The sequence below is a fragment of the Nocardia sp. NBC_00511 genome, assembly GCF_045161165.1.
GTDB lineage: Bacteria > Actinomycetota > Actinomycetes > Mycobacteriales > Mycobacteriaceae > Nocardia.
This window is the reverse complement of the sequence record NZ_CP107849.1, coordinates 5,796,555-5,822,988: the sequence shown is the minus strand read 5'-3', so window position 1 is coordinate 5,822,988 and position 26,434 is coordinate 5,796,555. Positions and strand designations below refer to the sequence as shown.

Genomic DNA, 26,434 nt, shown 5'->3' with positions numbered 1-26,434 from the left:
GCCATGCTGGACATCCCGGTCGACCATCACTCGACGGTGCCGCCGTACGAGCAACTGCGCCAGGGCATCATCGCCCGGGTTCGTTCCGGCGAACTGGCCGCCGGGACGAAAATCCCCACCGTCCGGGCGCTGGCCGCGACCCTGCGGCTGGCCCCGAACACGGTGGCCCGCGCGTATCGCGAGCTGGAACAGGACGGGGTGCTCGAAACCCGGGGCAGGCTGGGGTCTTTCATCGCCTCCTCCGGTGACCCGACCCGCGATCTGGCCGGGCGCGCCGCCACCGACTACGTCGCGGTGATCCGCCGCCTCGGTCTCGACGACGAGGCCGCGGTCCGGTATCTGTATGCGGCGCTTGGCGAGTCGCAGAGTCCGCCGGGCTAGCGCCAGCTGGGTAGCCAGAGGTGGTCGTGCCAGTTGCCCGGGGTGATGGGCATGGCGGTCAGGATCGGCCACAGCCAGATGAAGTTGGCGATGACCAGCGCCAGGTAGAGGCAGACCATGAGCAGGCCCAGGCCCTGACGTTCGCTCGGCGGCAGGAATTGTCGCTGTAGGTCCGGTGCTCCGGACAGTCGTCGCCCACTGGGTGGCGCGTGCCCGAGGATGTCGCCCAGCGCCAGTGCCACGCCCATGGCCAGGAACGGCGCGAGCGGGACCGCGTAGAAGTAGTACATCTGCCGGTCGAGGTCCAGGAACCAGGGCAGGATGCCCGCGCCGTAGCCGACCAGGACCGCCCCGTAACGCCAGTCGCGGCGAACCACGCTGCGCCACAACGCCCAGCCGAGCATGGGGAACGCGACCCACCACAGCGCGGGGGTGCCGATCGCCATCACGGCCTTCACGCAGGTGCCCTGGCCGCAGCCGGAGACATTGGTGTCGGCGTAGTAGTAGAGCATCGGCCGCAGGCCCATCGGCCAGCTCCACGGTTTGGACTCCCAGGGATGGTGATTGCCCGCCGAGTTGGTGAGCTCCTCGTGGAAGGTGAGCACCTCGCCGCCGTAGTACCAGAGGCCGCGCAGGGCGCTCGGTACCCACGAGAAGTCGCCGCCGCGACCGACTTTCACGCCGACGGCGTAGCGGTCGTAGCTGGTCTCGTTGGCGAACCAGCCCCAGAAGGAGGCCAGGTACACGAACACCGGAATGACCATGAGCGAGTAGATCGTCGGCCCGAGGTCGCGCAGTGCGGTGCCGGTCCAGGGCCGCCGCACCCGGTAGCCGCGCCGCGCCGACAGGTCGAAGGCCAGCGCCAGCACCGCGAACCCGGCGATCCAGTACATGCCGGACCACTTGGTGCCGCAGGCCAATCCGAGCATGATGCCCGCGCCGAACCGCCACCAGCGCACCCCGAACCGCGGGCCGAAATCGCTGTCGTCGATGCGGCCCTCGGCCGCGACCTTGGCGATGCGGGCGCGAATGTCGTCGCGGTCGACGATCAGGCAGCCGAAGGCCGCGACCACGAACAGCGCCTGGAAGATGTCGAGCATCCCGATGCGGGAGGAGACGAAGGTGAGACCGTCGCAGATCAGCAGGATGCCCGCGAACGCGCCGATCAGCGTGGAGCGGGTCATGCGCCGGACGATGCGAATCGTCAACAGCACGATCAGGGTTCCGGAGACCGCGGCCATGAACCGCCAGCCCCACGGCCCGTACCCGAACATGGCTTCGCCGATGGCGATCATCATCTTGCCGACCGGCGGGTGCACCACCAGGCCGTAGCCCGGATTGTCCTCGACGCCGCCGCCGGTGAGCATCTGCCAGCCCTGCGGCGCGTAGTGCTTCTCGTCGAAGACCGGGGTGTGCAGGTCGGTCGGGTAGTTCAGGAACAGGAACCGGGTGATCGCGGCGATCGCGGTCAGGAACAGGGTGACCGCCCAGCCGCGAGCCCAGTCGGTGGGCCCGTAATCGGGTGAGGGCAGCAGCGGGGCCGGGCTGGACAGCGCCGCTCCCGCCCCTGTCGCCGCCGGTCGCGCATCGGTCACCTGGGTCACGCCGTCGATCGTAAGCGGTGGGCGGCCCCCAGTCCCGCTCGGTGAGCGAAGGTCTCGGAGTTCGCACCCCCGACTCCGGTATCCGGGCCGCTGACTAGAGTCGGATGCGGGTCCGGGAGTGCCGAGCCTTCGGGTAGTGAGCGGACAGGAGACCGATGAGCGCGCAGGCGGCGGGCGGACGGCTGGTGCTGGCGGCCACGCCGATGGGCGATATCGGTGATGCCTCGCAGCGGCTGCGCGACGCGCTCGCGACCGCCGAGATCGTGGCGGCCGAGGACACCCGGCGCACCCGGTCACTGGCCAAGGCGATGGACGTGGAGATCACCGGGCGGGTGGTGAGCTTCTACGACCACGTGGAGACCGCGCGGATTCCGATGCTGCTCGAGGAGATCGGGTCCGGCCACACCGTGCTGCTGGTCACGGACGCGGGCATGCCGTCGGTGAGCGATCCCGGCTATCGGATGGTGGCCGCGTGCGTGGAACGCGGCCTGCCGATCACCTGCCTGCCCGGACCGTCCGCCGTCACCACCGCACTGGCCCTGTCCGGGCTGCCCGTCGAGCGGTTCTGCTTCGACGGTTTCGCGCCCCGCAAATCCGGTCAGCGCAAGGAGTGGTTCCGCACCCTCACCGGAGAATCCCGCGCCTGCGTCTTCTTCGAGGCGCCGCACCGCCTGGCCGACTGCCTCGCCGACGCGGTCGAGGTGCTGGGCCCGTCGCGTCGCGCCGCCGTCTGCCGTGAACTCACCAAGACCTACGAGGAGGTCGTCCGCGGCACCCTCGCCGAACTGGCCGCCTGGGCGATCGAAGGCGCGCGCGGCGAGATCACCGTGGTGTTGGAAGGCGCACAACCGGTTTCGGCCGAACCCGCCGACCTCGTCGACCAGGTCGAATCCCTGATCGCCTCCGGCCTGCGCCTCAAGGACGCCTGCGTGGAGGTCTCCGCCGCCACCGGAGCCTCCCGCCGCGAGTTGTACGACGCCGTGCTGGCCGCTCGCGCCGCGGAATAGGCCACGCCGTAGCTTCCTGCGTGGCTGTGCAGCCGGCGGGTTACGAGGTTTCGTGGGCCGACGGACGCTCGGGAACGAGTTTGCCGCGATCCGGTCTGCGGAGTCGGTTGCGTGGCAACGGCTCTGGGGGAGTTCTTCGCCTGCTCCGAGGTGGATCTACGCCGATGTCATCGGCGCTGTCTGTCGGACCCGCTGGCTCCGCAGTATGACGCGCGGCGCTCAACTCACCCGGCGGAGTGATTCCGGATGCGGGGTGCCGGTTGGGAGCATCGGTGCATGGGTACTGACGTGGCGCGTAAGCCGCAGGTGGGTGGGCCGGTGGCCTCGTACATACTGCTGGCGTTCGTGGCGTCCGGATGTCTGCTCGTGCTGCAAGGGCATTCGGGGATCGATCCGGCGGCATTGTCGGTGACGCAGTTCGGGCCGGTGATCGCGGTGGCGATCGTCGCGATGGTGTGGCGGGAGCGGTTGCGGAGTCTGCTGCCATCGGCGGTGCCACGGGAGGTTGTGGCCGGAAGGCTTGTCGCGGTGGTGGTTTCGTGCCTCGCGCTGTGGGGGCTGGTGGCCGGGGCCGTCGTCGTCGGTGGTGGGACGCTGCACGGTGCGCAGCCGGTGGGCGGGGTGCCGTTCGTGGTGTTCGTGCTGTTGCAGGTGATCGGTGCGGCGGGGGAGGAGGTGGGGTGGCGCGGGTTTCTGCAACCCGTGCTGGAGTCGCGGTACGCCCGGCCGGTGGCGATCGGGCTGACCGGGGTGGTGTGGGCGCTGTGGCATGTCGCGGCGTTCGGGCACGGGCCCGTGGTGGCGGTGCTCTTCGTCTGCGCGGTGCTCGGATTCGCCTGTGTGCTCGGGTATCTCGCGGTCGGCGGGTTCGGGCAGCGGGTGCTGGTTGGGACGGTCGGGCACGCGCTGATCAATATCGCGCTGTACCTGGTGATGGGCGACGACACGCTGGGGCTGCCGCAGCTCGCCTACTACGCCGGGGCGGCGCTGCTGGTCGGTGCGCTGGTGTGGGCGTGGAGTGCGCGCCGGACCGGGCCGACCCGGCTGAGCTAGCTCACCGGTCGGACTGCGCCAGCGCGGCAGGCTCCGGGATCGGTTGTGGGGCTGCGGATTTGCGGCCGGGAGTCCACCAGTTGGCCGGTCCCATCAGCTTCACCAGTGCCGGGACCAGCAGCATGCGGACCAGGGTGGCGTCGATGATCAGGGCGATCACCATGCCCAGTCCCAGGAACCGCATCGGGGTCAGCGGGGAGATGGTGAAGGCTCCGGTGATCAGGACCAGCAGGGTGGCGGCGGCGGTGATGACGCGGGCCGTGCGGACGGTGCCGATGCGCACCGATTCCTCGGTGTTCGCACCCGCGTCGTGGGCCTCGACCATGCGGGAGAGCAGGAAGACCTCGTAGTCGGTGGACAGGCCGAACACCACGGCGATGATCAACACCATCATTCCCGCCGACAGCGGCCCGACACTGATGTGCAGAATCCCCGCCAGGTGACCCTGATCGAAGATCCAGGTCAGCACGCCGAAGGTGGCGGCCAGGCTGAAGAAGGCCATCAGCACGGCCTTGATCGGCAGCACGATGGACCGGAACGCGACGGCCAGCATCAGCAGCGTCACCGCGACCATCACCACGATCATCAGCGGCAGCCGGTCCATCACGGCGGCGACACTGTCCACGGTGTTGGCACTCTCACCGCCGATGCGCAGGTCGAGGCCGTCCAGGTGCAGTCCGCGCAGATCCTTCACGATGTCCTGGGCCTGCGGTGAGCGGTCGGGTGCGGCGAGCGCGGCGTGAATGACGGCGGCATTGTCGTGCGTGCCCAGGCCGAGCGCCTGCCGGACACCGGGCACGGCACTGATTTCCCGCAGTGCGGTGCTGACGGCGGCGGAAGTCGGTGCGCTGCCGTCGGTTTCGCGCACCACGATGGTGGCTCCGCTGTTGGCGGCCGGGAAGTTGGCGGCCAATTCCTCGACGGCGACGCGGGTTTCGTTGCCCGCGGGCAGTGCGGTGTGGTCGATGTCGCCGAGTCGCACGCCGGTCAGCGGGGTGGCCAGCACCAGCAGGATCGCTCCGACCCCGATGGCGACGAGCGCGGGCCGTCGCATGACCGCGGTCACCACTCGACCCCAGAACCGTTGTGCCCGTTCCTCGGACCGGTCGAAGGCGTCCGCCCGCCAGCTCCACTTGCTGATCCGCGGACCCAGCAGGGCCAGGATCGCGGGCAGCGCGGTCACCGACAGGAACGCCGCCAGCCCGACCGCCGCGATGGCACCGAAGCCGAGTGAGCGCAGCACCGCCAGCGGGAACACGAACGTCCCCGCGAACGCGCAGACCAGCAGCAGCGCCGAGAACAGCACGGTGCGACCGGCGGTGGCCAGGGTGCGCGCCACTGCTTCCTCGGTGCTCGCGCCGCTGGCCAGCTCCTCCCGGAACCGGCCGACCAGGAACAGTCCGTAGTCGATGGCCAGGCCGAGTCCCAACAGCGACACCACGTTCATGGCGAACACACTGACCTCGGTGAAGCGGGACAGCAGCCCGACCGCGCCCAGCGCGCCGACCACCGACAGGGTGCCGATCAGCACCGGGAGCGCGGCCGCGACCACACCGCCGAACACCAGCACCAGCACGATCGCGGTCAGCGGAATCGAAATCGACTCCGCGACAACGAGATCCTTGCGGGACTGATTGCTGATGGTGTCCGCCAGCGCGCTGAACCCGGTCAGCTTGGTGTCGATCCCCGGAATTCGCAGTGCCTCGGCGATCTTCGGATATTCAGCGACCCGCTGATTGTCATCCCCGGCGGCGAACAGCACTGCCACCGCCTGCCGCCCATCCGAGGACCGCAGATACGGCGAACGCGGGCTGTTCCAATAGGTTTCGACCGGCTTGGCCAGTAGACTCGGATCGATACGACCCACCGCCTCCTGCACCCGCGGCCCGATATCGGTGAGCGTCTGCCCCGGCGGCGCGGTGTACACCGCGATCACATCCGGATTCTGCGGCCCCAACTGCTGTTTCACCCAGCCGTCCACATCCGCGGCCTCACTGCGCGGCGCCACGAACCCGCCCGAACTCACCCGCTGCGGCAGCCCGGCCGCGAACAACCCGCAGGCCAGCGCGAACAACACCGCCACCACCAGCACGGTCTTGGGCCGCGCGACGACCACCCGCGACCACCCGGCCACGATCCGCCCGGATGCCGCTGTGGCGCTGTGATTCTCACCGATGCTCATAGGGACTCCGATCTCGCGGCCGCGGCCTGAGTACGACTGTGGCGGTTCGACGCCCACTGATAGATATCCGCATCCGCCTGGGCCACAACGCGGCTTCTGGATGCGTTTCCGCAGGTCCGTGGAGTGTTGCAGCAGGCCATCGTCGGATTCCGATCTGTGCTTGGTTGTGGATCCGTTGTACTTTTCTCGCCGAATTCAGGCGGTCGGTGAATTCGTCGGGGTGAGTTCGGATTCCAGCGTCTGCACGATGCGGTCCAGCAACGCGTCGAGGCGTTCGGGGATGCCCTGGCCGCTGCGGGCGGAGACCGTGAGTTCGGTGCGGCCGCCGCATTCGGTCATGCCGAGCAGCAGCGGCATGGCGACGCTGTGCTGAGGGAGGACGCGGATGGCGGTGGGGGCGAAGCCGGGGACGGCGAGGGCGTCGAGGTCGTAGCGGCCCATGTGGGAGACGGTGGCGGAGGCCAGATTCCGGCCGGTGCGCGCGCCCAGGACATTGAGGGTGCGCAGCAGGCCGCGGCCAGCGGCGGGCGGCAGGTACTTCAGGCCGCCGTTGTCCATCTGGTTGAGTTCCAGGTTCTGCTTCAGGCCCGCGCGTTTGATCTCGTTGAGCTGCTTGGCATTCGTGCCGGGAGCGGCGTCGAGGAACAGCGGCAGGGCCAGGTTCGCGGTGGAACGCAAGGCCGGATCGTGGCGGCGGATATCGACCGGGATCATGATGCGGGAGAACGGGCCGCCCTCCTCCACCAGCAGGGCGGCGACCCGCATGAGCGCGCCGGGACCGCTGGCGTGAATGGTGCGGGTGCGCAACAGATGCCGGTGCTCGCCCGGGAGCTGACGGCCGTGCCCGAGCGCGGACCGATAGCGCGGCAGCATCAGCGTGGGCCGCCCGGGCGCACCCACCTTCGCCACCAGTTCGGCGTCGGCGATCGGGTCCGGTGCGCCGACCGGTTCCTCGCCGCGCAGCGCGCGCAGCACGTCGGTCGCCCACATCACCATGCCCATGCCGTCCATGACGCCGTGGAACACCCGGAACACCAGGGTGGTGGGCGCGCCGGTCAGCAGGAGCACCTCCACGGTGGCCTCCGGGCCCGGCCCGATCGGGCTGTTCAGCACCGGATCCGCCTCCAGCGCAGCGTATTCGAGCGCATGCTCGACGACCCGCACGGCGGGCGTCACGCCGCTGTCCACCCAGTGCTTACCGTCCCGGACCAGTCGTGCACCGGGATTCGCGGCCGCCGCGGTGGCGACCGCACCGCGCAGCTGCTCGGCGTCGATCACGCCGTCACCCTCCACCACCAGCTGCATGAGGAACGGCGGAGCCAGATCCCGCATGGGGAAATAGATGAGCTCGGTGGGGGAGATGGGACGACGGAACATGATCGAACCTGCCTTGCTGCGCGGTGGGTCGGCGGTACGGTCTAGCGGATGCCTGCGGTCAATTCGACTACGCCACCCTGGGTTTCGAGCCAGGCCAGGAAGTCCTTCAATCCGGTGGCCCGGTCGACGACCGGGCGGTACCCGAGATCACGGGCGGCGGCCGCGGTGTCGTAGGTGGCGGTACGGGTCATCAGCGCCACCACATAGCGCGACAGCGGCGGCGACCAGCGGGTGGCGACGAACGGAATCCGCCAGACGGTCTCGATCGCGGCGACGGCCGCGGCCAGCACGCGCGGGTTCGGCTGTCGGCTCGGCCGCGCGTAGCCGAGATCGGCGGCCACCTCGCCGAGGAAACCCCACACGTCGGTCTGCTCGGCATCGGCCACGAAATATGCCTTGCCACCGGCATTCTCGGATTTCGCGGCCAGTACCGCGGCCTCGACGATGTTCTCCACATGGCACAGTGAGGCGTACACGTGCTTGCCGAAGGACAGATCCGGCAGCGTGCCCGCCGCCGCGCGGCTCAGCAGCCGCACGATCGGCCCGGACCGGTCGCCCGCACCCCAGATGGCTCGCGGGCGCAGCGCGCACGTAGTGAAAGCCGCTGTGTTCGAGGCCAATACGGCACGCTCGGCGGCGGCCTTGGTCTCCGAGTACAGGTTCAGGTACCGGGCCGGATACGGCACCGACTCGTCGACGTTCACCTGATCGCCGCCGTCACGGTCCATGAGCGCGCTGGGGCTGGAGATGAACACGAAGCGCGAGGTGCCGTTGCCCCGTGCCGCCGTCATCAAATGCTCGGTGGCCGTGAGGTTCTCGGCCACGAACTGGGCGCGGGTGCCGCGCTCGTCGACCCGGGCCGCGCTGTGGAAGATGACATCCACACCCGCGGTGGCGCGGGCCAGCGAGGCCGGATCGGTCAGGTCGCCGGTGATCACCTCGACCCGGTCGATCACCTCGGCCAGGTCGCGCAGATTGCTGGTGGGCCGGGCGACGATCGCCACCTCGTAGTCGCCGTCCTGGACCAGGCGGCGCACGATCGCCCCGCCGAGGAATCCGGACGCCCCCGTAACCAGGGCCTTCATGCCGCCTCCTGCGTTTTCCACCAGGTGAGTCCGAAGATCTGGGTCATGACGGCCGTGCGCACCGCCGAATGCTCGGTGTTCGCGGTGGCCCGCAACGCGGCCGGGATCTGGGCGGCGTGCACCACGACGCTGAGGAACGCGTCGATCCAGAACACCGCGCGCAGCAGCCGGTTGGCGGGCGCGCGGTCGGTGGCCGCGGCCAGCAGGCCGAACACCAGGTACAGCCAGCCGAGCACCGGAATCGCCCGCAGCACAGTCACCTTCATCGTCGATCGTCCTTCCCGAGGCGTTCTCCCGCCCAGACCGCGAGCTGTTCGCGGCCGATCTTGGCATTGTGCCGAATGTCGACCGGGAACTTCGGGTGGAACAGAATCTCGGAAACCCTTGCGGTGACCTCGAATTCGGCGGCCCGCTCACGCAGCTGCGCCGACAGCGCGGTGGTGTTCGCGCCCGGTTCGGCCTCCACACACAGCACCGGCAGCTGCGCACCGGGCGCACCGACACCGACCAGCGCGGTCCGCGTCACCCCCGGCACCGTGTTGAAGACCTGCTCCACCTGCACGGTGAACATCGGCCCACCGGCGGCGTGCACGCGCTGACTCTTGCGGCCGCAGAACCAGATTCGGCCCTCGCCGTCGATCCACGCCAGGTCCCCGGTGCGATGCCACACCGTCTCGCCGTCGTGGATCTTGCCCGCGACATTGGCCTGCTCGGGCCAGTAGTAGCGGGTGCTCACGTTCGGACCCGACACCACCAGTTCGCCGATGCCACGCGTGCCGACCAGGTCGGCCTCGCGGGCCTCCGCCTGCGCCCAGGTGGGCAGCGGATCGTCTGTGATGGCGACCAGCCGCGCCTGCACGTTCTCGGCGGGCCGTCCGATGCAGGTGCCGTCACCGTGATGCGCGCGCTCCACCAAACCACCCAGCAGTTCCCGGGATTCGATGGTGGACATGGGCAGCGCCTCGGTGGAGCCGTATCCGGCGTGCACCTCGGCGTCGGCGGGCAGCACCTCGCGCAGCCCGGCGATGCACCAGTCCGGCACCGGCGCGCCACCGGAGTAGATGCTGTGCAGGGTGGGCACGGTGGTGCGATGCGTGCGCAGATGCCGCAGCAGCGGGATCAGCACGGCGGGGGAGGCGAACATGGTCTTCACGCCGAACCGGTTGATGGCGTCCACCACGTGCGCGGGCTCGGTCGACCCGACCTTGCTGGGCACCAGCGGCGGCAGCACACAGCGCGAACCCAGCAGCATGTCCAGGATGCCCACCAGCGGCAACGTGATCAGCGAGGTTCCCGGCTCCACCCGGCCGCGGGCCGCGTGCACCTGTTCGACCATGGCGCTGAGGTTTCCGTGGGTCATCTCCACGGCCTTGGCGGGACCGGTGCTGCCCGTCGTGTAGGCGATGAGCAGCAGCTCGTCAGCGGGTGCGGGGACCCGATCACGCAGCGTGAAGGAGTCGAACGGGGCGCGATGGTCGCTGTCGCGCCGCGAATCCGACAGTGCCGTCATCAATTCCGTGAAGCGCGCCTTGACCTTCGCGTTGCGGGTCTCGAATCCGGCGTCGGTGCGGGTGCCGGGCACGCCGGAACCGGCGGGTACACCCCAGCTGCGCAGCGTCGGCCCACCCCAGAACCAGCGCGGGCCGACGGTGAGCGCCACCCGCACGTCACGGAAGTACTTGCGGAACAACACCCGTGCCGCGTGCGCCTGCGGAATGCCGATGAACGCTTCGGCATTCGCGGCGCGCAGGCAGTTGAGCATCTTGCGCAACCCCATGCCGGGGTCGATGACGACCGGCACCGCGCCGATCTTCAACAGCCCCAGCATGATCGCGTACAGGTCGGGGCTGGGCAGCACCAGCACGATGGTGCGGGTGCCGCGGCCCACCCCCTCGGCGGCCAGGTGCAGGCCGATGGTGTCGGACCACTCGTCGAGCTCACGGTAGGTGAGGTGGCGGTAGTCCGGCAGGCCGGAGGCGGTCTGCCCCTGCGGGTAGATCACCGCCTCACGGTCCGGATCGGCGGCCACGACCGCGCGGAAGCGGTCGATGGCCTGCCAATACGTCGCGGTGGTCACGCCGCGGCTCCGACGGTGGCCGGGAGGCGGTAGACGACCGCCGCGGCCGACGGTCCCGCACCCGCGGCGACGAACAGCACGTGCTCGTAGTTCGCGAGCGAATCCGCCTGTGCCGCAGCGTGGTACGCCAGCGGCAGGGCCGCGGTGTGCGGGTCGCCCGCACTCAGGTCGGGGGTGAACACGGCGTCGGCGTCGAGGCCGAGTTCGGCCGCGAGCCGCTGCGGGAACTCCGCGGACGGGGTCGAGGCGATGAGCGCGATGTTCGCCGTCTCGGCGCCCGCCAGCGCGGCGCGGGCGGCGTCCAGGGCCACGGCCAGCAGCCGATCCTGGTAGTCGGGCTCGATCTCGACGGTCATCAGGCCGCGGCCGCGATCACCCATGTTGTCGACATCGACGTAGGACTCCAGACCGGACGTGCCAGAGGCGGCCCGGGTGTGCACCTGGCCGAAGCCCTCCGGCTCCTCGGTCTGCTCCAGCAGCAGCGCGGCACCGGCTGTGGCGTAAGGGAATTCGTCGTTGGCGGCCGACCGCGTCAGCGACGGGTGGGTGTCGCCGGAGACGATCAGCACGTGCTCGGCGCTACCGGTGGCCAGCACCGCCTGCGCCACCTGCACCGCGTTGAGCACGCCGACACCGGCGTTCATCAGGTCGAAGGAGAACGAGCGCGGGTCCTCCTTGACGTAGTCGAGGCCGATCCCGGCCGCCTTCTGGATCAGCGCCGAGACCGCGGGCTCGACGGTGTTGCTGTCGCGGAAGATGCCCGCGTTGATCATGACCCCGACCCGGCCGGGCTCCACGCCCGCGCTCTCCATGGCCCGCCGCGCGGCCCGGCCGCTGAGCTCCACGATGCTGAAAGTGTCGGTGTCCCGGCTGATTCCGGTGGATTTGATGCGCACGCCCATGACGAACCTCAGACCTTCAGCGACGAGACGGTGGTGGACAGGAAACCGCCGACGACGCCGGAGGCGGCCGGGACCATCAAGATCTTCGATCCGGTCGGGATCGCCTGCTGACTCAGATGGTCGTGCAGCACGATGAAATGCGAAGTGCTCGATGTATTTCCGTACTTCTGGATGACATTCAGATCCGGCGGCATCGGGTGGCCGAATTCACGCTCGGCAATGGCGTTCATGAAAGGCACCGCGGCCGCGCCGAACTGGTGGTGAATGATGTAGTCGAAGCCCTCGTCGGCGAACGTCACGCCGTTGGCCTCCATGAAGTTGCGCTGGGTATCGGTCCACAGCAGGAACCGGGCCTCGTTGTGCATCTTCCGGTTGTCGGTGTAGAGCGCCACACCCGAGGATTTGTCGCTGGGCATGCCCAGGCACAGGTGCGAGAATTCCGACGCGGTGGTCAGTTCGATGTAGTGGATCTTGTCGGCGTCGTCGACGGCCTCGTCCAGCACCACGGCCGCACCGGAATCGCCGACGGTCAGCGAAGCGAATTGCAGATCGTATTTGCTGTTGATCTCATTGACGGCGGTCTCGGCAATCGGTGTGATGGCTTCGCCGCTGACCACGATGCCGCGTTTCACCGCGCCCGATCGGATCATTCGGTCGAGAATGTAGACGCCACTCATCATGCCCGCGCACGCATTTGACAGATCGAATGCGATGGTGTCTTCGCGGGCGCCGATCACGCGGGCGATGGCCCCGGCGAAGGACGGCTCCATATACATGCGGGAGCCGTGCTTGCTGCGGGTGATGGAGGTGGAGATGATGACGTCGATATCGCTTGCTGCATAGGATGACCTGGACAGACAGTCTTCGACGGCCTTCATGGCCAGGGCGAAGGAGTCTTCCCGGCTGGCCGGCCGGGTGTCGCGGAAACGCCGCTCCTTCACGCCCGTGATTCGTTCGAGATCGAACTCGGGGACTGCTTTCAATTGCGCAATGAGTTCTTCGGTGGTGACGCGCTTCTCGGGTAGATAAGCGCCGATCGACTCGAATCGAGATTGCGGCACAGGGGACTCCTGGAAAGTGGGAGGAAAAGTGATCGTCAAGCTCGGATGCGAAGGAATCTACCCGACGGTAACTATCTTCGGGAACTGAAGCGTTCCGTGTAACTGTCTGGGACGAATTGTGAACGCTTGCTTAGTGTTACCGACAGTTGCGTGAAAATTCACATGTCAGCCTGCCGCGCCGCAGGCGTTCTGAGGTGGGGCTTCCCAAAAAAGTGCAGACGACAGACAACTTTCAGCAATCAGGGTGAACATGTTGTTCATGTCGCATGGGCATGACGGATTACAGCTTTCGCTGTGAGTGACTTCACGCCGCCCCCGGCCGTTGCCCCGCCCGGACCCACCGAATTCGCAAACTGTCTGAGCGGCAGTGGATTTCACCTCGTGGACGCGAACACGACAGCCTATCGCAACATGGCCGCCGTCAGGGCCGGTGGGGCAGCCGCAGCACCGAGTTCACGAATTCCACGAACAGCGGCGCCAATTCGGGCACCCGGTGCGCGCCCTCCGCCACGATCACCCGGCGGGTGCGCTCGCCGATCGCATCCGGGATCAGCGCGAACAGCTCGTCCGCGATCACCGGCAACCCGGGATCCATCGCCCGCGCCTCGGCGTAGAAGACCCGATACAGATCCGCGAACCGGTCGACCGCGAGATCCCGCAGCCCGACCGCCTCCTGATCCACCTTGAACGTCTCGACCAGCATCAGCCGCGAGAACTGCGGTTCCGAGGCCACCGTCTCGCAGAAGGTGGTGACCATGGATTCGATGCGCTCGTGGGCGCCCGCCGACGCGGGCAGCTGCGCCAGCTCGTCGATGATCCGCGCGGCGATGATGTCCGACGCGCTGCGCACCGCCTCGACGAAGCAATGCTCCTTATTGCTGAAATGCTCGTAGAAGGTACTGCGCGACACCCGGGCCCGCGCCACGATATCGGTCAGCGTGCAGGCGCTGTACCCCTTCTCCTCCACGCACTCGACCATGGCCTCGAGCAACCGTCCACGCTGCGAGGTGAGCACGGCATCCCGGGCGGCCCGATGCCGTTCGTCGAAATTGGTGCGCTGCAACGCCGTTGCCCGGACCTGTCTATCGCGCATCCACTTCCTCCCTCGTCGAACCACCCTCGTCGAATGCCATTATCAATACCGGTCACTCGCCCAACTTTTCCGGCATTGAGGGCGCGTGCCATCAGAAGGAGGTAAATCCCCGCGTTTGCATCCCGCAGACCGTCTGATTAGGTAGATCGGCACAGGCAGCGCGCGTGAGGAGGTGAGGTAAACATGGCAATCGGCTCGATCGACCAGGTTCCCGCACAGCCCCTGCTCGGCATCTTCATGCGATATCGCCGCGAAAGCCTCTCACTGACCCAGGAGGACGTCGCGCGGCGCATGTTCGTCAGCGTCTCCCTCTACCGCAAACTCGAGAAGGGTGAGCGGCCGCTGTCCGCGAGCCGGCTGGCCGACTGGTGCGCGGCCACCGACATCTCCCTTTTCCTGCTGCGCAAGATGGTGTCGCTGGCGCTGCCCAACCTGTCGTCCGTCTCGATCGGCACCTGGCCGCCGAAACTGCGGGCCGAGGATCTCGAACACCTCGAGGCGCTGCCGTACCCGGCCTTCTATCACAAGTTCCCCGAGTACGAGATCCTCGCGGCCAATCAGCTCGCCCGCCAAGCCTTCCCGTGGCTCATCCCCACCAGCGCCGACGCCGAGCGTCCCGCCAATGTCATCGAGCAGATGATGACGGTCGATCTCGCACAGCAGGTACTGATCAACTGGGAGGAGATCGTGCACCGGCTGCTGTTCGGCCTGCGCATGTACGCCCCGGGTGTGGTCGAGCCCGAACGCCTCGCCCAGATCATCGAAACCTGCCGCGTCAACCCGGAATTCGAGCGACTCTGGACCACCGACATGAGCGAGGACCAGTTCAACAACTCGCTGGTCCTCGTCCGCGACCCGGAGACCGGCGGCCAGCTCTCGCTCACCATGCGCTCCTACAACCCCATGCATCCGGACGACTGCCACTACCAACTGTTCATCCTGACCCCCCGCGCCGACCCCTCCCCGAGCGTGCCCGTACCCGATTGACCATCGGTACATCGGCGGAGAATCGCCTGCCGCGCGGTTGGTGCCCCAATTCGTGCCGGTCGCACCCGTTGACCGTGCGCGGGCGCAGACAGGATGCTGGATCCGCGAGATCAGCAGCTGCCCGATCCGACTCCGCTGTTCGGATCGGGCAGTTCTGCGTTCGCCGAGTGATCGGTGACCGCCCGCCGAAGGGGGGCGGGCGGCACCGGAACTCGTCTCAGGGTGCTCAGACCTTTTTCGGGTCGTATTTCGGGAAGACCACTTCCGGCTCCGGCAGCGCGGTGCCCGCGACCAGCGGGGTGGCGATGTCGGTGAAGTTGCGGTCGGTCTGGCCGAGCAGGTCCAGGATGCGGCCGGCGGAGCCGGGGATGACGGGCTGCACCAGGATCGAGACGATCCGCAGCACCTCCATGGTCACGTAGAGGATGGTGCCTTCGCGCTCGGTGTCCTCCGGGGTGCCGGACTTGGCCAGCGTCCAGGGGGCCTGCGCGGAGAAGTAGCGGTTGGTCTCGCCGAGGGTGAGCCAGAGCTGTTCCAGGCCGAGATGGATCTGCTGCTGGTCGAATTCGGCGCGCACCTTCTCGAGCAGGCCGTTGGCCCGATCCAGCAGTGCGGTGTCCTCCTCGGTGAACGGGCCGGGAGTCGGTGCCACGCTGCCGAAGTCGCGGGCCACCATCTTCAGACAGCGCTGCGCCAGGTTGCCGTACTCGTTGGCGAGATCCGAATTGATCCGGCCCACAATGGATTCCGGGCTGTATGACCCGTCCTGCCCGTAGGAGATCTCGCGCAGCAGGAAGAAGCGCACGGCGTCGAGGCCGAACGCGCCGACGAGATCCATCGGGTCGACCACGTTGCCGACCGACTTGGACATCTTCTCGCCCTTGTAGTTCACGAAGCCGTGCACGAAAACCCGCTTGGGCAGCTCGATTCCGGCGCTCATCAGGAACGCGGGCCAGTACACGGTGTGGAACCGCGAGATGTCCTTGCCGATGATGTGCAGGTCCGCGGGCCAGAAGCGCTGGAACGACGCCGAATCCGTGTTCGGGAAGCCCGCACCGGTCAGGTAGTTGGTGAGCGCGTCCACCCAGACGTACATGACGTGCGCGGGGTCGCCGGGCACCGGCACACCCCAGTCGAAGGTGGTGCGCGACACCGACAGATCCTTCAGGCCCGCCTTCACGTACGAGAGGATCTCGTTGCGCCGCGTCGCGGGCGCGATGAACTCCGGATGCGTCTCGTAGTGCTCGAGCAGCTTGTCCTGGTAGTTGGAGAGCCGGAAGAAGTAGTTGGACTCCTCGGTCCACTCCACCGGGGTCTGCGTCTCGGTGGAGACGCGGGTGCCGTCCTCGCGGAGGGTGGTCTCCTCCTCGGTGTAGAAGGCCTCGTCGCGCACCGAGTACCAGCCCGAGTAGGTGTCGAGGTAGATGTCGCCGTTGGCGGCCATCCGCTCCCAGATCGCGGTCGAGGCGAGCTGGTGGTCCTCGTCGGTGGTGCGGATGAAGCGGTCGAAGGAGACGTCGAGCGCCTTGTCCATGGTCTCGAACACGTCCGAGTTGCGCGACGCGTACTCCGCCTCCGGGAGCCCGGCCGCCTTGGCGGCCTGCTGCACCTTCTGACCGTGCTCGTCGGTGCCGGTCATATAGAAGACGTCGAAACCGTCCAGCCGTTTGAAGCGGGCCAGCGCATCCGACGAGATGTACTCGTAGGCATGTCCGATATGCGGCGCACCGTTCGGGTACGCGATGGCCGTGGTGAGGTAAAAGGCGGGGCGGTCGGATGCGCTCATGGTGTGTCTACTCTATCTGCGTGCCCGCAGACACTCGCGTGAATATCCCCCCGGCGGGGGCCCGCCGATGAAAGCCAGCCGACCCGCGCCCGAGCCGCCGGAGCCGTTGGCCCCGCTCGTCGACGCGCACACCCATATCGACGCCTGCGGTGCCACCGATCCGGAATCGGTTGCGGCACTGGTGGATCGGGCCCGCGCGGTGGGTGTCCGGGAACTGGTCACGGTCGCCGACGACCTGGAGGCCGCGCGCTTCGCGGTGCGGGCCGCGAATTGGAACGATCGGGTGTACGCGGCGGTCGCGTTGCATCCGACCCGGGCCAACGCGCTCGACGACGCGGCCAAGGCCGAACTCGAAGCGTTGGCCGCGGATCCGCGCGTGGTCGCGGTGGGGGAGACCGGGCTCGACTATTACTGGCCGGGCAAGCTCGACGGCTGCGCGGATATCGAGGAGCAGGTCGAGGGATTCCGCTGGCATATCGACCTGGCCAAGCGGCTGGGCAAACCGTTGATGATCCACAATCGCGAGGCCGATCATGATCTGCTGGCCGTGCTGCTGGACGAGGGCGCGCCGGAAACGGTGATCTTCCATTGCTTCTCGTCGGATGCGAACATGGCGAACGCGTGCGTGGCGGAGGGCTATGTGCTGAGTTTCTCGGGCACCGTCAGTTTCAAGAATGCGCATGAATTGCGGGAGGCCGCGAAACTCGTTCCCGACCACCTGATCCTGGTCGAAACGGACGCGCCATTCCTGACCCCGCATCCGTTCCGGGGCGCGCCCAACGAGTCCTACGTGCTGCCTTACACCGTGCGCGCGCTGGCTGAACTGCGAGAACAGGATCCGGTGCAGCTGGCCAAGATCACGACGGCGAATGCCCGGCGGGTCTACGGAATCTGACTATCGCGGGTGGTCCGGGCGGGCCGCCGACAAACCGAAAAGGCCGCAATCCGAACGTTTCTCGCAGAAATAGTGCGAGCAACCTGCCGGTTGGCATCATGTGGTCTGTCTCACTATGATCAGCCGCGATCGTGATCCACCTGCGGTTCGATATCGGGACGTAATTTATGTTCCCGCAGTTCCGCGCCGGGTGGTTGTCAATCCCTGACCCTGTCGTTATCGTACTGTGACCATGCCGGGATTTCCGATGCACGCTCTGACGAAGCTGAACTCGTCGCGTTCGCCGCTGCTGTACGGCGCCATCGCGGCGATGCTCGTCACGCTCATCGTCGGTGCGGGTGCGGCCATCATGAGCAAGAAGCAGGTCACCCTCGTCATCGACGGTCAGCAGGTCGCCGAGAGCACCATGCGCGGCGACGTACGCGGCGCGCTCAAGGACGCCGGGTACGCCCTCACTGGTCGCGACGACGTATCCCCTTCGCCGGGAGCGCATATCGGCGACGGGGCGACCATCACGCTGAACCGGGCCCGCCAGGTCGCGCTCATCGTCGACGGCTCACCGTCCACGGCGTGGACCACCGCGCTGACCGTCGCGCAGGCCATCACCAAGCTGAACCTGCCCGGCGACGTCTTCACCTCGCCCGCGCGCCCCAGCCCGCTGCCGCTGGAAGGCGCGCAGCTGCTGGTCACCAACCCGCGCACGGTCGAGATGTCCGACAACGGCAGTACCCCGTCTCTGGTCCGGTTGGCCGCGCCGACCATCGGGCAGCTGCTCGAGGTGCAGGGTCACCCGCTGGTCAATCAGGATTTCGTGGAACCCGCCGCGACCACGCCGCTCACCGACGGCATGAAGATCACCGTCACCCGCAAGATCGTCGAGAACCGCACCGAGCGGATCCCCCTCGATCCGCCGGAGAACGTGATCGAGGATCAGACGATGAACATGAGCCGCACCGTCGTGGAGAACCCCGGCGCGCCCGGCACCCAGGACGTCACCTTCGCGGTCTCGATCGTGAACGGCAAAGAGGCGGGCAAGGATCCGATCAAGTCGACCGTGATCATCCCCGCCGCCCCCAAGACCGTGCGCAAGGGCGCGAAGCCCGGCACCGAGGTGCCCGACGTGCAGAACGGCGGCACCTGGGACGCGCTGGCCAAATGCGAATCCGGCGGCAACTGGGCGATCAACACCGGCAACGGCTTCTTCGGCGGCATCCAGTTCGACCAGAACACCTGGGAGCGCCAGGGCGGCACCCGCTACGCCCCGCGCGCGGACATGGCGACCCGCGAGGAGCAGATCGCCATCGCCTCGGTGACCCAGGCCCGGCAGGGCTGGGGCGCGTGGCCCGCCTGCACCGCCCGCCTGGGCATCAGCTAGCCCGGGTTGCCGCCGCGCCCAAGCACTTACATCAACGCGCCGCCGTCGACCCGCAGTTCGGTGCCGGTCATGTAGCGGCCGTCGTCGGAGGCGACCATGGCCACCACGCCCGCGATGTCCTCGGGCTTGCCCAGCGCGCCACCCTCGATCCAGCCGGGCAGCCGGGCCAGCAGACTCCAGTCGGCGTCCGCGGGCAGCGCCAGGCCCGAGGTGATGCCGGTGCTGATGCCGCCGGGCACGATGTTCACCGCGCGCAGGCCCTTCTTCACGTATTCGAGCGCGATGGCGTGGGTGAAGGCGTTGACGCCCGCCTTGGACGCCGAGTACGCCGCCATGTACGGGTTGGAGCCGAAGGCGGAGGTGGAGGAGAAGTTCACGATCACGCCGCGCCCGGAGTCGACGAGCGCGGGCAGCGCGGCCTGGACCATCAGGAAGGTGCCGGTGAGGTTGACACCGATCACCTTGTTCCAGTCCTCGAGCGGCATCTCGTGGGTGTGCGCGGCGCGCAGGATGCCCGCGGCATTGACGAGAACGTCCAGCCCGCCGAGGAATTCGAGGGCTTCGGTGGACGCGGCGCGCACCGATTCGGGGTCGGAGATGTCGAGCACGACGGTGCGCAGGCGATCGCGCTGGTCGGCGGGAACGGCATCGGTGGTGGCGGTGAGACCGGCCTGGTTGACGTCGGCGGCGACCAGCTGCGCCCCCTCCTGGAGCAGGCGCAGGGCGACGCCCTGGCCGATGCCCGAACCGGCTCCGGTGACTATTACTCGACGGCCTTCGTATCTGCTCGACATGGCGTGAAATTAGAACAAGTTTCACCGTGGGTCAATGGTCGGCGTGCTGCAACGCCGTAGCTATTTGCCAGAGTCTTCTCACACTGGACCATTGTCCGAATCGTTAATATCGAACGCCGTACGGTTTTGTTCTGGGTCGGGTACCTGATGGAGGATTCATGCGGTTGATCGGTTGGCGGACGCGCACTCTCACCGCGGGCATCGCGGCGGCGAGCGCGCTACTGGTGCTTCCGGGCACGCCGGCGAACGCCGACCCCGCGGGCACCACTGTCGCGACCACCACGCTGCCCGACGGCTTCCGCGGCATCGCCGACGCCACCATCGTCGACTACTGGACCACCCGCTCCAACGGCGAACCCGTGAAAGCCAGTGGGGCACTGTTCGTTCCGCAGGGGCAGCCGCCCGCCGGGGGCTGGCCGATCATGGCCTACGACCACGGCACCTCCGGCATGGGACCCGGCTGTGGCGGGCAGACCGACACCAGCCACGTCAACCGGCCCGCCGAAGACAAGGTGTTGCAGTACTTCGTGAACAAGGGCTTCGCGGTCGTCGCACCCGACTACCTCGGGCTCGGCCGCTTCGACACCGGCCCGCACCCGTATCTCGAGATCCGCACCGAGGCCACCGCCACCATCGATCTGGTGAAGGCCGCGCGCGAGATCCGCTCCGACCTGTCGCGGAGCTGGGCGGTCACCGGCTTCTCGCAGGGCGGGCAGGCCGCGCTCGGCACCGCCAATCTGCAATCGGCGATCACCCCCGATCTCGACTTCCGCGGCACCATCGCGGTGGATCCGGAATCGGATCTGGAGAAGGTCGCACCCTTCGTCGGCCCGTGGGTCCCGGCGATTCCCGGGCAGGCCGGGGCGGGCGTCAACTCGTTCGTGGTCAGCATGCTGGCCGGAATGCGCGCCACTCACCCCGAGGTCGACCTGAACAGCTACCTCACTCCGCGCGGTCGCGACGTGGTCGATCAGGCCTCGACCATGTGCCTGACCGACATCATGAAGCTCACCGACGGCATGGGCATCGGCGAGATGCTGTCGCGGCCGCTGAACGATCCCGCCGTGCAGGCCGTGGTGAACGAATACCTGACCGTGCCCGTCAGCGGCTACGACGCACCGATCCTGTTGCTGCTCAACGCGACCGACACCACCGTGCCGTCGCCGCTGCACGCCGCGCTGGCCGCCCAGTTCGCCGCCAACCGCGTCGACTATTCGATGGTGGTCGGCACCGGCACCCACACCCAGCTCAACCCGCAGATGTGGGATGCCATCGGCGCCTTCACCGATCGCGTGCTGGCCACGCCGACGCGGCCCTGATCTTCCACTGACACAGCGAACGGGCGCGCCTTCCGAATCGGAGGGCGCGCCCGTCGCGTCTGCGGGTCACTGCGGGAAGAAGCTCGGATCCGCCTGGCAGGTGACGTCGGTGGCGGGCAGCGTGCCGTCGGCCAGATAGGTATTGACGATATCGCTCACGCACGGGCTCAGGCCCACCCGGAACGCGCCGTGAATCCTGGTGTCCGCCAAGGTGACCATGCGCGAACCCGTCATATCCGCGTGCAGCGCAAGGCCTTCCTGATACGCGGTGCGGGTGTCGTGCGTGGAACCGAGGATCAGTGCGGGAACGGCGTTGTGGATCTCCGTCGCCGGTTCGATCGGATCCGGCCAGAAGGCGCACGCGGTGATGTTGTTGGCGAACGCGCCGAAGACCGGCTGGGTGGCGCGGGCGGCCTCGACATGCGGGTAGTACCAGGCCGGATCGCGGGGCGCGCCCTTGTCGCCGCACATGACCGCGGCCATGCCCTGGGCGTCCAGCGGCACCGCGGCCACGATCTTGGCCTTGAGCGCGTCCATGTCCAGCGGGCCGCCGTTCACGCCCACCGAGATCATGGTGATGACATCGGCCAGATTGGTGTTGAGCTGCGGGTTCGACAGCAGCGCGAAGATCATCATGGGCACGGTGTGCTCGTCGACCAGGTACATATTGGCGAAGATCGGATGCCCGGCGGCCTGGTGGATGGTGAGTTCGACGAATGCCCGGACCGCGGCCGGTGTTGTCCCGAAATGGTATTGGTCGTCGTGCCGCGCGGCCCAGACCGCCCAGTCGTCGAGTGCGTACTCGTTGATCGGGCCCTGGTCCTGATACAACCCGATCCACCAGCGGTCCGGATCGATGGCGCTGTCGAGCATCATGCGGTCGACGCGATCCGGGAACATCTGCGCGAACACCGCGCCCAGGTAGGTGCCGTAGGACTGGCCGAAGAAGTTCAGCTTGTTTTCGCCCATCGCGGAGCGGATGACGTCCATGTCGCGGGCGGTGTTGCGGGTGGTGATGAGGCGGGCCTTCTCCGGGTCCGGCGCCACGCACGCGGTGGCGAACGCGCTGGCGACCGCGGTGTCGCGGGCGTAGCCGAAGATGTCGAATCCGGCCGAGAACAGGATGGTCGGCACCGGCAGCGCGCATTTGATCGGATCGGAGCGGCCGATGCCGCGCGGGTCCATGCCGATCAGGTCGTATTCGGCGTGCACGTCCGGGCTCATGGCTTTGCCGTTGGGGACCATCATGTGCATGCCGGAACCGCCGGGCCCGCCGGGGTTTCCGATCAGGATGCCGCGGCGGCGCGCCGGGTCGGTGGCCGCGATCCGCGAGATGGCGACGGTCGTGGTGCGCCCGTCCGGCTTCGCGTAATCGAGCGGTACCAGCACGTTGGTGCACTGCGCGCCGGTGCCCTCGAGCACCGGGTCGTCGCAGGCGCCCCAGCCGAGCGACTGGTGGTAGAAGCGGTCGAGTCCGTCCGGAGTGTCCGAGTGCGCGACGCCCTGCGGTAGCGCGACCCCTGCGGCGAACATCGTCACGCCCAGGACCAGCCGTCGAATACGCCGGACCGGCATCGAACCTCCTCGTTTTCCGGGTGCCGAGCCAGGACGCTACAGGCCGGTACGCGAAAGTCCGTGCCGGATGGCCGATTTCACCGGTGTCTCGCAGAAGCTGGAGTGTCGCCGGCGATTCGCGGAGAAATCCGCCACGCCCGCACTCTGGGCTAGCAAACGTTTAGCGATTGTGGCTCATAGACTTTCAGACCGTCGAAACCCACCGCCCCAGGGCGCCTTGGCTGGAGGAATCATGCGGTTAGCCAGTCTGCTCGCCCGAACCCTGACCGCCGCCACTCTGGCTGCCGGAGGGTTGCTGACGATGCCCGCGACCAGCGCGCACGCCGACGCGGCGGGCACCCTGATCGCCAGCGACGGCAAACCCGACGGCTGGCACAACCTCACCGGTGGATCCGCCGTCGAATACTGGACCACCCGCTCCAACGGTGAAGCGGTCCAGGCCAGCGGCGCGATGTTCGTGCCCGCCGGGCAGCCGCCCGCCGGCGGCTGGCCGATCATGGCCTGGGACCACGGCACCACCGGACTCGGCGCGCACTGCGGCTGCCAGGCTGACCCCGGACCCGACGTGCAGCCCAGCTTCCGCCGCGATGAAGACGGCATCATGCGCTACTTCCTGTCCAAGGGCTTCGCCGTCGTCGCGCCGGACTACCTGGGGCTGGGCGTCTTCGACACCGGACCGCACCCGTACCTGGAACTGAACACCGAGGCCAGCGCCACCATCGATCTGGTGCAGGCGGCGCGGCAGGCCCGCCCCGAACTGTCGCGCACCTGGGCGGTCAGCGGTGCGTCGCAGGGCGGGCACGCGGCGCTGGGCAGTTCCAGCTATCAGCTGCGCACCGCGCCGGATCTGGACTTCCGCGGCACCATCGCCATCGACCCGGCCTCCGACGTGGAGCAGGCGCTGCCGGTCGCGGGCCCCTACATCCCGCCGATCCCGGGCGAATTCGGTGAGGACCTCGACAGTTTCTTCGCCCCGATCCTGGTCGGCCTGCGGGCCGCGCGCCCCGACGCCCAGGTCGACAGCTACCTCACCGACCTCGGCCGCCGGGTGCTCGAGAGCATCGAAAAGGATTGCCTCCCCGAGATTTCCGCGCGCATGCAGGGCATCTCCATCGGCTCATTGCTGTCGCGCCCGCTGTCGGAGGGCCCGTTGCCCGCCGCCCTGCGCGACTACATGGCCGTCCCCACCCGCGGCTACGACGCCCCGATCCTGTTGCTGGTCAACGTCACCGACACCACCGTCCCCTCACCCCTGCACTTCATGCTGATCAACGAGTTCGCGGCGGGCGGCGTGGACTTCCGCACCGTGTTCGGCACCGGCACCCACACCCAGCTCAACCCGGCCATGTGGGCCGCCATCGACGAGTTCACCAACCGCATCCTGGCCACCCCCACCCGCCCGTAGCCGGAGCGCCGCTTGATAGGTTTCGCAGGGTGTCCGAATCCGAAACCGCTGGTCGCGGTCAAGCCGCCCTGCTGGGTCCCGTCGAGGTGCGTGAGCTTGCGGAGCGGTTCGGCGTGAAGCCGACCAAGCAGCGCGGACAGAACTTCGTACACGACGCGAACACCATGCGCCGCATCGTCGCCACCGCGGGTGTGGGACGCGAGGACACGGTGCTGGAGGTCGGGCCGGGGCTGGGGTCGCTGACCCTGGCGTTGCTCGACGTCGTCGACAAGGTGATCGCGGTCGAGATCGACCCGACGCTGGCGCGGCATCTGCCCGAAACCGTCGGGGTGCGTGCGCCCGAGCTCGCGGACCGGCTCACCGTCGTGCTGATGGACGCCATGAAGGTCACCCACGCGGACCTGCCCGCCGAGCCGACCGCGCTGGTCGCGAACCTGCCCTACAACGTCGCGGTTCCGGTGTTGCTGACCCTGCTGGCCGAATTCCCCAGCATCCGAACGACTCTCGTCATGGTCCAGCTGGAGGTGGCCGACCGCCTGGCGGCCGTGCCCGGTGGTCGCATCTACGGCATCCCCAGCGTGAAGGCCGGTTTCTTCGGTACCGTGCGTCGCTCGGGAACCGTTGGCCGCCAGATCTTCTGGCCGGTGCCGCAGGTGGAATCCGGTCTGGTGCGCATCGATCGATTCACCGAATCCCCCTGGCCGCAGGACGAAGCGTTCCGGCAGCGGGTGTACGCGGTGGTCGATGCCGCGTTCGCGCAGCGTCGCAAGACCTTGCGTGCGGCGCTCGCGGGCTGGGCGGGTTCGCCGGTGGAAGCCGAAAGGCGCCTCACCGCAGCCGGAATCGCTCCGACTGCCCGCGGTGAGACGCTCGATACGGCCGCCTTCGTGCGGCTGGCGGAGCAGAGCTGACGGTATCCGTCGGCTCTGCCGCGCGACTTCTGTTGCGGCGCAGTCCTACTTGACGCCGATGGCCTTGCCGAAGAACGAGGCGATGGTGTCACCGAAGGTCTGACCCAGCAGGGCGAGGCCATCGGGGTTCAGTGCCATCAGGCCGTCGTCCGAGGTGCTGCAACCGGGTGCCGCCGCGACACCGTTCAGCCGGTCCCGCAGCCACAGCAGCGCGGTCGCCGAACCCGACACCTCGGTGGCGATGTGTTCGCCGAGATGCTCACGGGTGTACTGGATCTGGGCGTTCGGATCCTGGCAGTAGGTGTCGACCAGGGTGTTGACCGGGCCGACCGGAACCAGCTCGTCGGGGTTGGCCTGCCAGATAAACATCGGCATGTCGGGCACCGCCTTGCCCATGCGGGTCTTGTCCAGGGTGTCGAGCACGACGGGATTGCGCATCGGATCGCCCTCGGGCACGTTCAGCAGGCCCTTGATGTTCATGAACGGCAGCAGTGCGGTGTTGTACTGCACGCACAGCCCGCCCTTGATGGCCGAAAGCACCTGTCCCAGTGGGTTGAGATCGCGGTTGAGCAGATCGGCGAACTCCGGGTACTCGCGGCCGAGGCCGAGCACCGCGCCCATGATCATGCCCGACCAGACCTGGCCGTTGCCGATATTCAGCAGCGGACCGAAGTCGGCGGGCACGCCGCCCTCCGCCGCGCCGACGATATTCAGTTCGGGGGCGTAGCTCTGCTTCAGTTCGGCGGCATGCCCGGTCGCGATCGCGCCGCCGGAGTAGCCGTACATGGCGACGCGGGTATCGGCGGCCAGCCGCATGGGCTCGAAATTCTTCGCGGCCCGGATGCCGTCGAGCGTGATCCGCCCGGCGAGCGGTCCGGCCGCGAACGCGTTGTTCGGTCCCTGATGATCGGGAATCACCACGCCCCAGCCCTGCTGCAATTCCGCCTGTGCGACAACGAATTCCAGCGGGGCGACGATCTGCCCGACCGCGGTGGCCGCCGACCACTGCTGCACCGCGTAGGACGGTGAGCAGTACGCGGCCAGGGAGTCCTCGGCGATCTGCATCGAGACCAGCTTGTCCGGCGCGGACCCGCGCGGCTTCAGCACGGTGGCGATCGCGGCGATCGGCTCGTCGCGGCTGTTGTTCGAGCGGTAGGACACCTGCCAGGCGTCGACGTTCACCGGGATCAGCCCGGCGTTCGCGACATTGACCTGGCGTGCGGCGATGATCTCGCCCGGTGCCTTGCTCGCGACCAGGTCGGCGGGCGGCTGGTAGAAGCCGGGATCGAGTTCCGGGGGTAGCGGTATCGCCGGAGCCGGTTGGACGGCGACCGGAACTGTCCCATCCGGTTCACCCGTGGCGTTCGCGGCATTTAAGGTCGCTGCCATTGCCGTGATCGCCACGGCTGCGACAGCCACCCTGCGGGACCTCGTCGTCCGCAGGAGCATGCTGTTCTCCATCTCTCATGTGAGACCGACACGACTCACATGGGGGGAGGTTAGCTGGAACACACCGCTGTGGCAAGACCTGTCCGGGACAGTTTGTCTCGGACAAAGCGGTCGGT

At 68.0% G+C, this 26,434-nt stretch carries 22 protein-coding genes; 9 read left to right on the top strand and 13 right to left on the bottom strand.

Translation table 11 applies throughout. From position 1 onward, the window contains the following. The first annotated feature begins 3 nt into the window (after positions 1-3). A complete protein-coding gene (locus OG300_RS27400; protein WP_405485909.1) occupies positions 4-381 on the top strand; it encodes a GntR family transcriptional regulator in 378 nt (125 codons plus the stop codon). On the opposite strand, the gene OG300_RS27395 is transcribed toward OG300_RS27400, so the two are convergent. Beyond that, on the bottom strand, positions 378-1,985 hold the full coding sequence (locus OG300_RS27395; RefSeq protein ID WP_405485908.1) for a dolichyl-phosphate-mannose--protein mannosyltransferase: 1,608 nt from the start codon (positions 1,983-1,985) through the stop codon (positions 378-380). The two genes, OG300_RS27400 and OG300_RS27395, sit on opposite strands and share 4 nt — an antisense overlap. A 155-nt stretch (positions 1,986-2,140) precedes the next feature. Here OG300_RS27395 and rsmI point away from each other — a divergent pair, with 155 nt between their 5' ends. Both rsmI and OG300_RS27385 read left to right on the top strand, forming a co-directional pair. Beyond that, positions 2,141-2,992 (top strand): 16S rRNA (cytidine(1402)-2'-O)-methyltransferase, encoded by an 852-nt coding sequence (gene rsmI, locus OG300_RS27390; RefSeq protein ID WP_405485907.1) that lies wholly within the window; start codon positions 2,141-2,143, stop codon positions 2,990-2,992. Between the two features lie 276 nt (positions 2,993-3,268). Beyond that, complete coding sequence (locus OG300_RS27385) at positions 3,269-4,045, top strand: CPBP family intramembrane glutamic endopeptidase (protein ID WP_405485906.1); 777 nt, start codon at positions 3,269-3,271, stop codon at positions 4,043-4,045. Position 4,046: 1 nt separating this feature from the next. On the opposite strand, the gene OG300_RS27380 is transcribed toward OG300_RS27385, so the two are convergent. The 8 genes from OG300_RS27380 to OG300_RS27345 form a co-directional block, all read right to left on the bottom strand. After that, complete coding sequence (locus OG300_RS27380; protein WP_405498695.1) at positions 4,047-6,179, bottom strand: MMPL family transporter; 2,133 nt, start codon at positions 6,177-6,179, stop codon at positions 4,047-4,049. Positions 6,180-6,422: 243 nt separating this feature from the next. After that, complete coding sequence (locus OG300_RS27375; RefSeq protein ID WP_405485905.1) at positions 6,423-7,604, bottom strand: peptide synthetase; 1,182 nt, start codon at positions 7,602-7,604, stop codon at positions 6,423-6,425. 41 nt (positions 7,605-7,645) lie between these two features. Continuing rightward, complete coding sequence (locus OG300_RS27370) at positions 7,646-8,689, bottom strand: NAD-dependent epimerase/dehydratase family protein (protein ID WP_405485904.1); 1,044 nt, start codon at positions 8,687-8,689, stop codon at positions 7,646-7,648. Further along, on the bottom strand, positions 8,686-8,955 hold the full coding sequence (locus tag OG300_RS27365; protein WP_405485903.1) for a hypothetical protein: 270 nt from the start codon (positions 8,953-8,955) through the stop codon (positions 8,686-8,688). The genes OG300_RS27370 and OG300_RS27365 overlap by 4 nt, the downstream gene beginning before the upstream one ends. Next, complete coding sequence (locus OG300_RS27360; RefSeq protein WP_405485902.1) at positions 8,952-10,766, bottom strand: fatty acid CoA ligase family protein; 1,815 nt, start codon at positions 10,764-10,766, stop codon at positions 8,952-8,954. Before OG300_RS27360 ends, OG300_RS27365 begins: the two co-directional genes overlap by 4 nt. Further along, entirely contained in the window at positions 10,763-11,668 is a 906-nt protein-coding gene (locus tag OG300_RS27355) for a hypothetical protein (protein ID WP_405485901.1), read from the bottom strand. Before OG300_RS27355 ends, OG300_RS27360 begins: the two co-directional genes overlap by 4 nt. 8 nt (positions 11,669-11,676) lie before the next feature. Further along, positions 11,677-12,729: a 3-oxoacyl-ACP synthase III family protein gene (locus OG300_RS27350; RefSeq protein WP_405485900.1), complete on the bottom strand. Its 1,053-nt coding sequence runs from the start codon at positions 12,727-12,729 to the stop codon at positions 11,677-11,679. Positions 12,730-13,150: 421 nt separating this feature from the next. Continuing rightward, the gene (locus tag OG300_RS27345; protein WP_405485899.1) at positions 13,151-13,822 is read right to left on the bottom strand and encodes a TetR/AcrR family transcriptional regulator; all 672 of its coding nucleotides are present in this window, start codon (positions 13,820-13,822) and stop codon (positions 13,151-13,153) included. A gap of 183 nt (positions 13,823-14,005) precedes the next feature. Here OG300_RS27345 and OG300_RS27340 point away from each other — a divergent pair, with 183 nt between their 5' ends. Beyond that, positions 14,006-14,809 (top strand): helix-turn-helix domain-containing protein, encoded by an 804-nt coding sequence (locus OG300_RS27340; RefSeq protein WP_405485898.1) that lies wholly within the window; start codon positions 14,006-14,008, stop codon positions 14,807-14,809. A 226-nt stretch (positions 14,810-15,035) separates the two neighbouring features. Here the strand turns inward: OG300_RS27340 and metG are convergent, their stop codons facing one another. Then, entirely contained in the window at positions 15,036-16,595 is a 1,560-nt protein-coding gene (gene metG, locus OG300_RS27335) for a methionine--tRNA ligase (protein WP_405485897.1), read from the bottom strand. 67 nt (positions 16,596-16,662) lie between these two features. On the opposite strand from metG, the gene OG300_RS27330 reads away from it, so the two are divergent. Continuing rightward, positions 16,663-17,490, top strand: coding sequence for a TatD family hydrolase (locus OG300_RS27330; RefSeq protein WP_405485896.1), 828 nt, complete (start codon positions 16,663-16,665; stop codon positions 17,488-17,490). A gap of 247 nt (positions 17,491-17,737) precedes the next feature. Continuing rightward, positions 17,738-18,865, top strand: a complete 1,128-nt coding sequence (locus OG300_RS27325) for a transglycosylase family protein (protein ID WP_405485895.1) — start codon at positions 17,738-17,740, stop codon at positions 18,863-18,865. Positions 18,866-18,891: 26 nt separating this feature from the next. On the opposite strand, the gene OG300_RS27320 is transcribed toward OG300_RS27325, so the two are convergent. Further along, on the bottom strand, positions 18,892-19,659 hold the full coding sequence (locus OG300_RS27320) for an SDR family NAD(P)-dependent oxidoreductase (protein WP_405485894.1): 768 nt from the start codon (positions 19,657-19,659) through the stop codon (positions 18,892-18,894). A gap of 158 nt (positions 19,660-19,817) precedes the next feature. Between OG300_RS27320 and OG300_RS27315 the strand changes: the two genes are divergently transcribed. Further along, positions 19,818-20,978, top strand: coding sequence for an alpha/beta fold hydrolase (locus OG300_RS27315; RefSeq protein ID WP_405485893.1), 1,161 nt, complete (start codon positions 19,818-19,820; stop codon positions 20,976-20,978). Between the two features lie 66 nt (positions 20,979-21,044). Here OG300_RS27315 and OG300_RS27310 read toward each other — a convergent pair whose 3' ends face one another. Beyond that, positions 21,045-22,553 carry an alpha/beta hydrolase gene (locus OG300_RS27310; protein WP_405485892.1) on the bottom strand — a complete coding sequence of 503 codons (1,509 nt, stop codon included), beginning with the start codon at positions 22,551-22,553 and terminating at the stop codon, positions 21,045-21,047. Positions 22,554-22,785: 232 nt separating this feature from the next. Between OG300_RS27310 and OG300_RS27305 the strand changes: the two genes are divergently transcribed. Further along, on the top strand, positions 22,786-23,958 hold the full coding sequence (locus OG300_RS27305; protein ID WP_405485891.1) for an alpha/beta hydrolase family protein: 1,173 nt from the start codon (positions 22,786-22,788) through the stop codon (positions 23,956-23,958). Between the two features lie 29 nt (positions 23,959-23,987). Then, on the top strand, positions 23,988-24,869 hold the full coding sequence (gene rsmA, locus OG300_RS27300) for a 16S rRNA (adenine(1518)-N(6)/adenine(1519)-N(6))-dimethyltransferase RsmA (RefSeq protein ID WP_405485890.1): 882 nt from the start codon (positions 23,988-23,990) through the stop codon (positions 24,867-24,869). Between the two features lie 45 nt (positions 24,870-24,914). On the opposite strand, the gene OG300_RS27295 is transcribed toward rsmA, so the two are convergent. Continuing rightward, on the bottom strand, positions 24,915-26,258 hold the full coding sequence (locus OG300_RS27295) for a lipase family protein (protein WP_405498694.1): 1,344 nt from the start codon (positions 26,256-26,258) through the stop codon (positions 24,915-24,917). Positions 26,259-26,434: the final 176 nt, after the last annotated feature.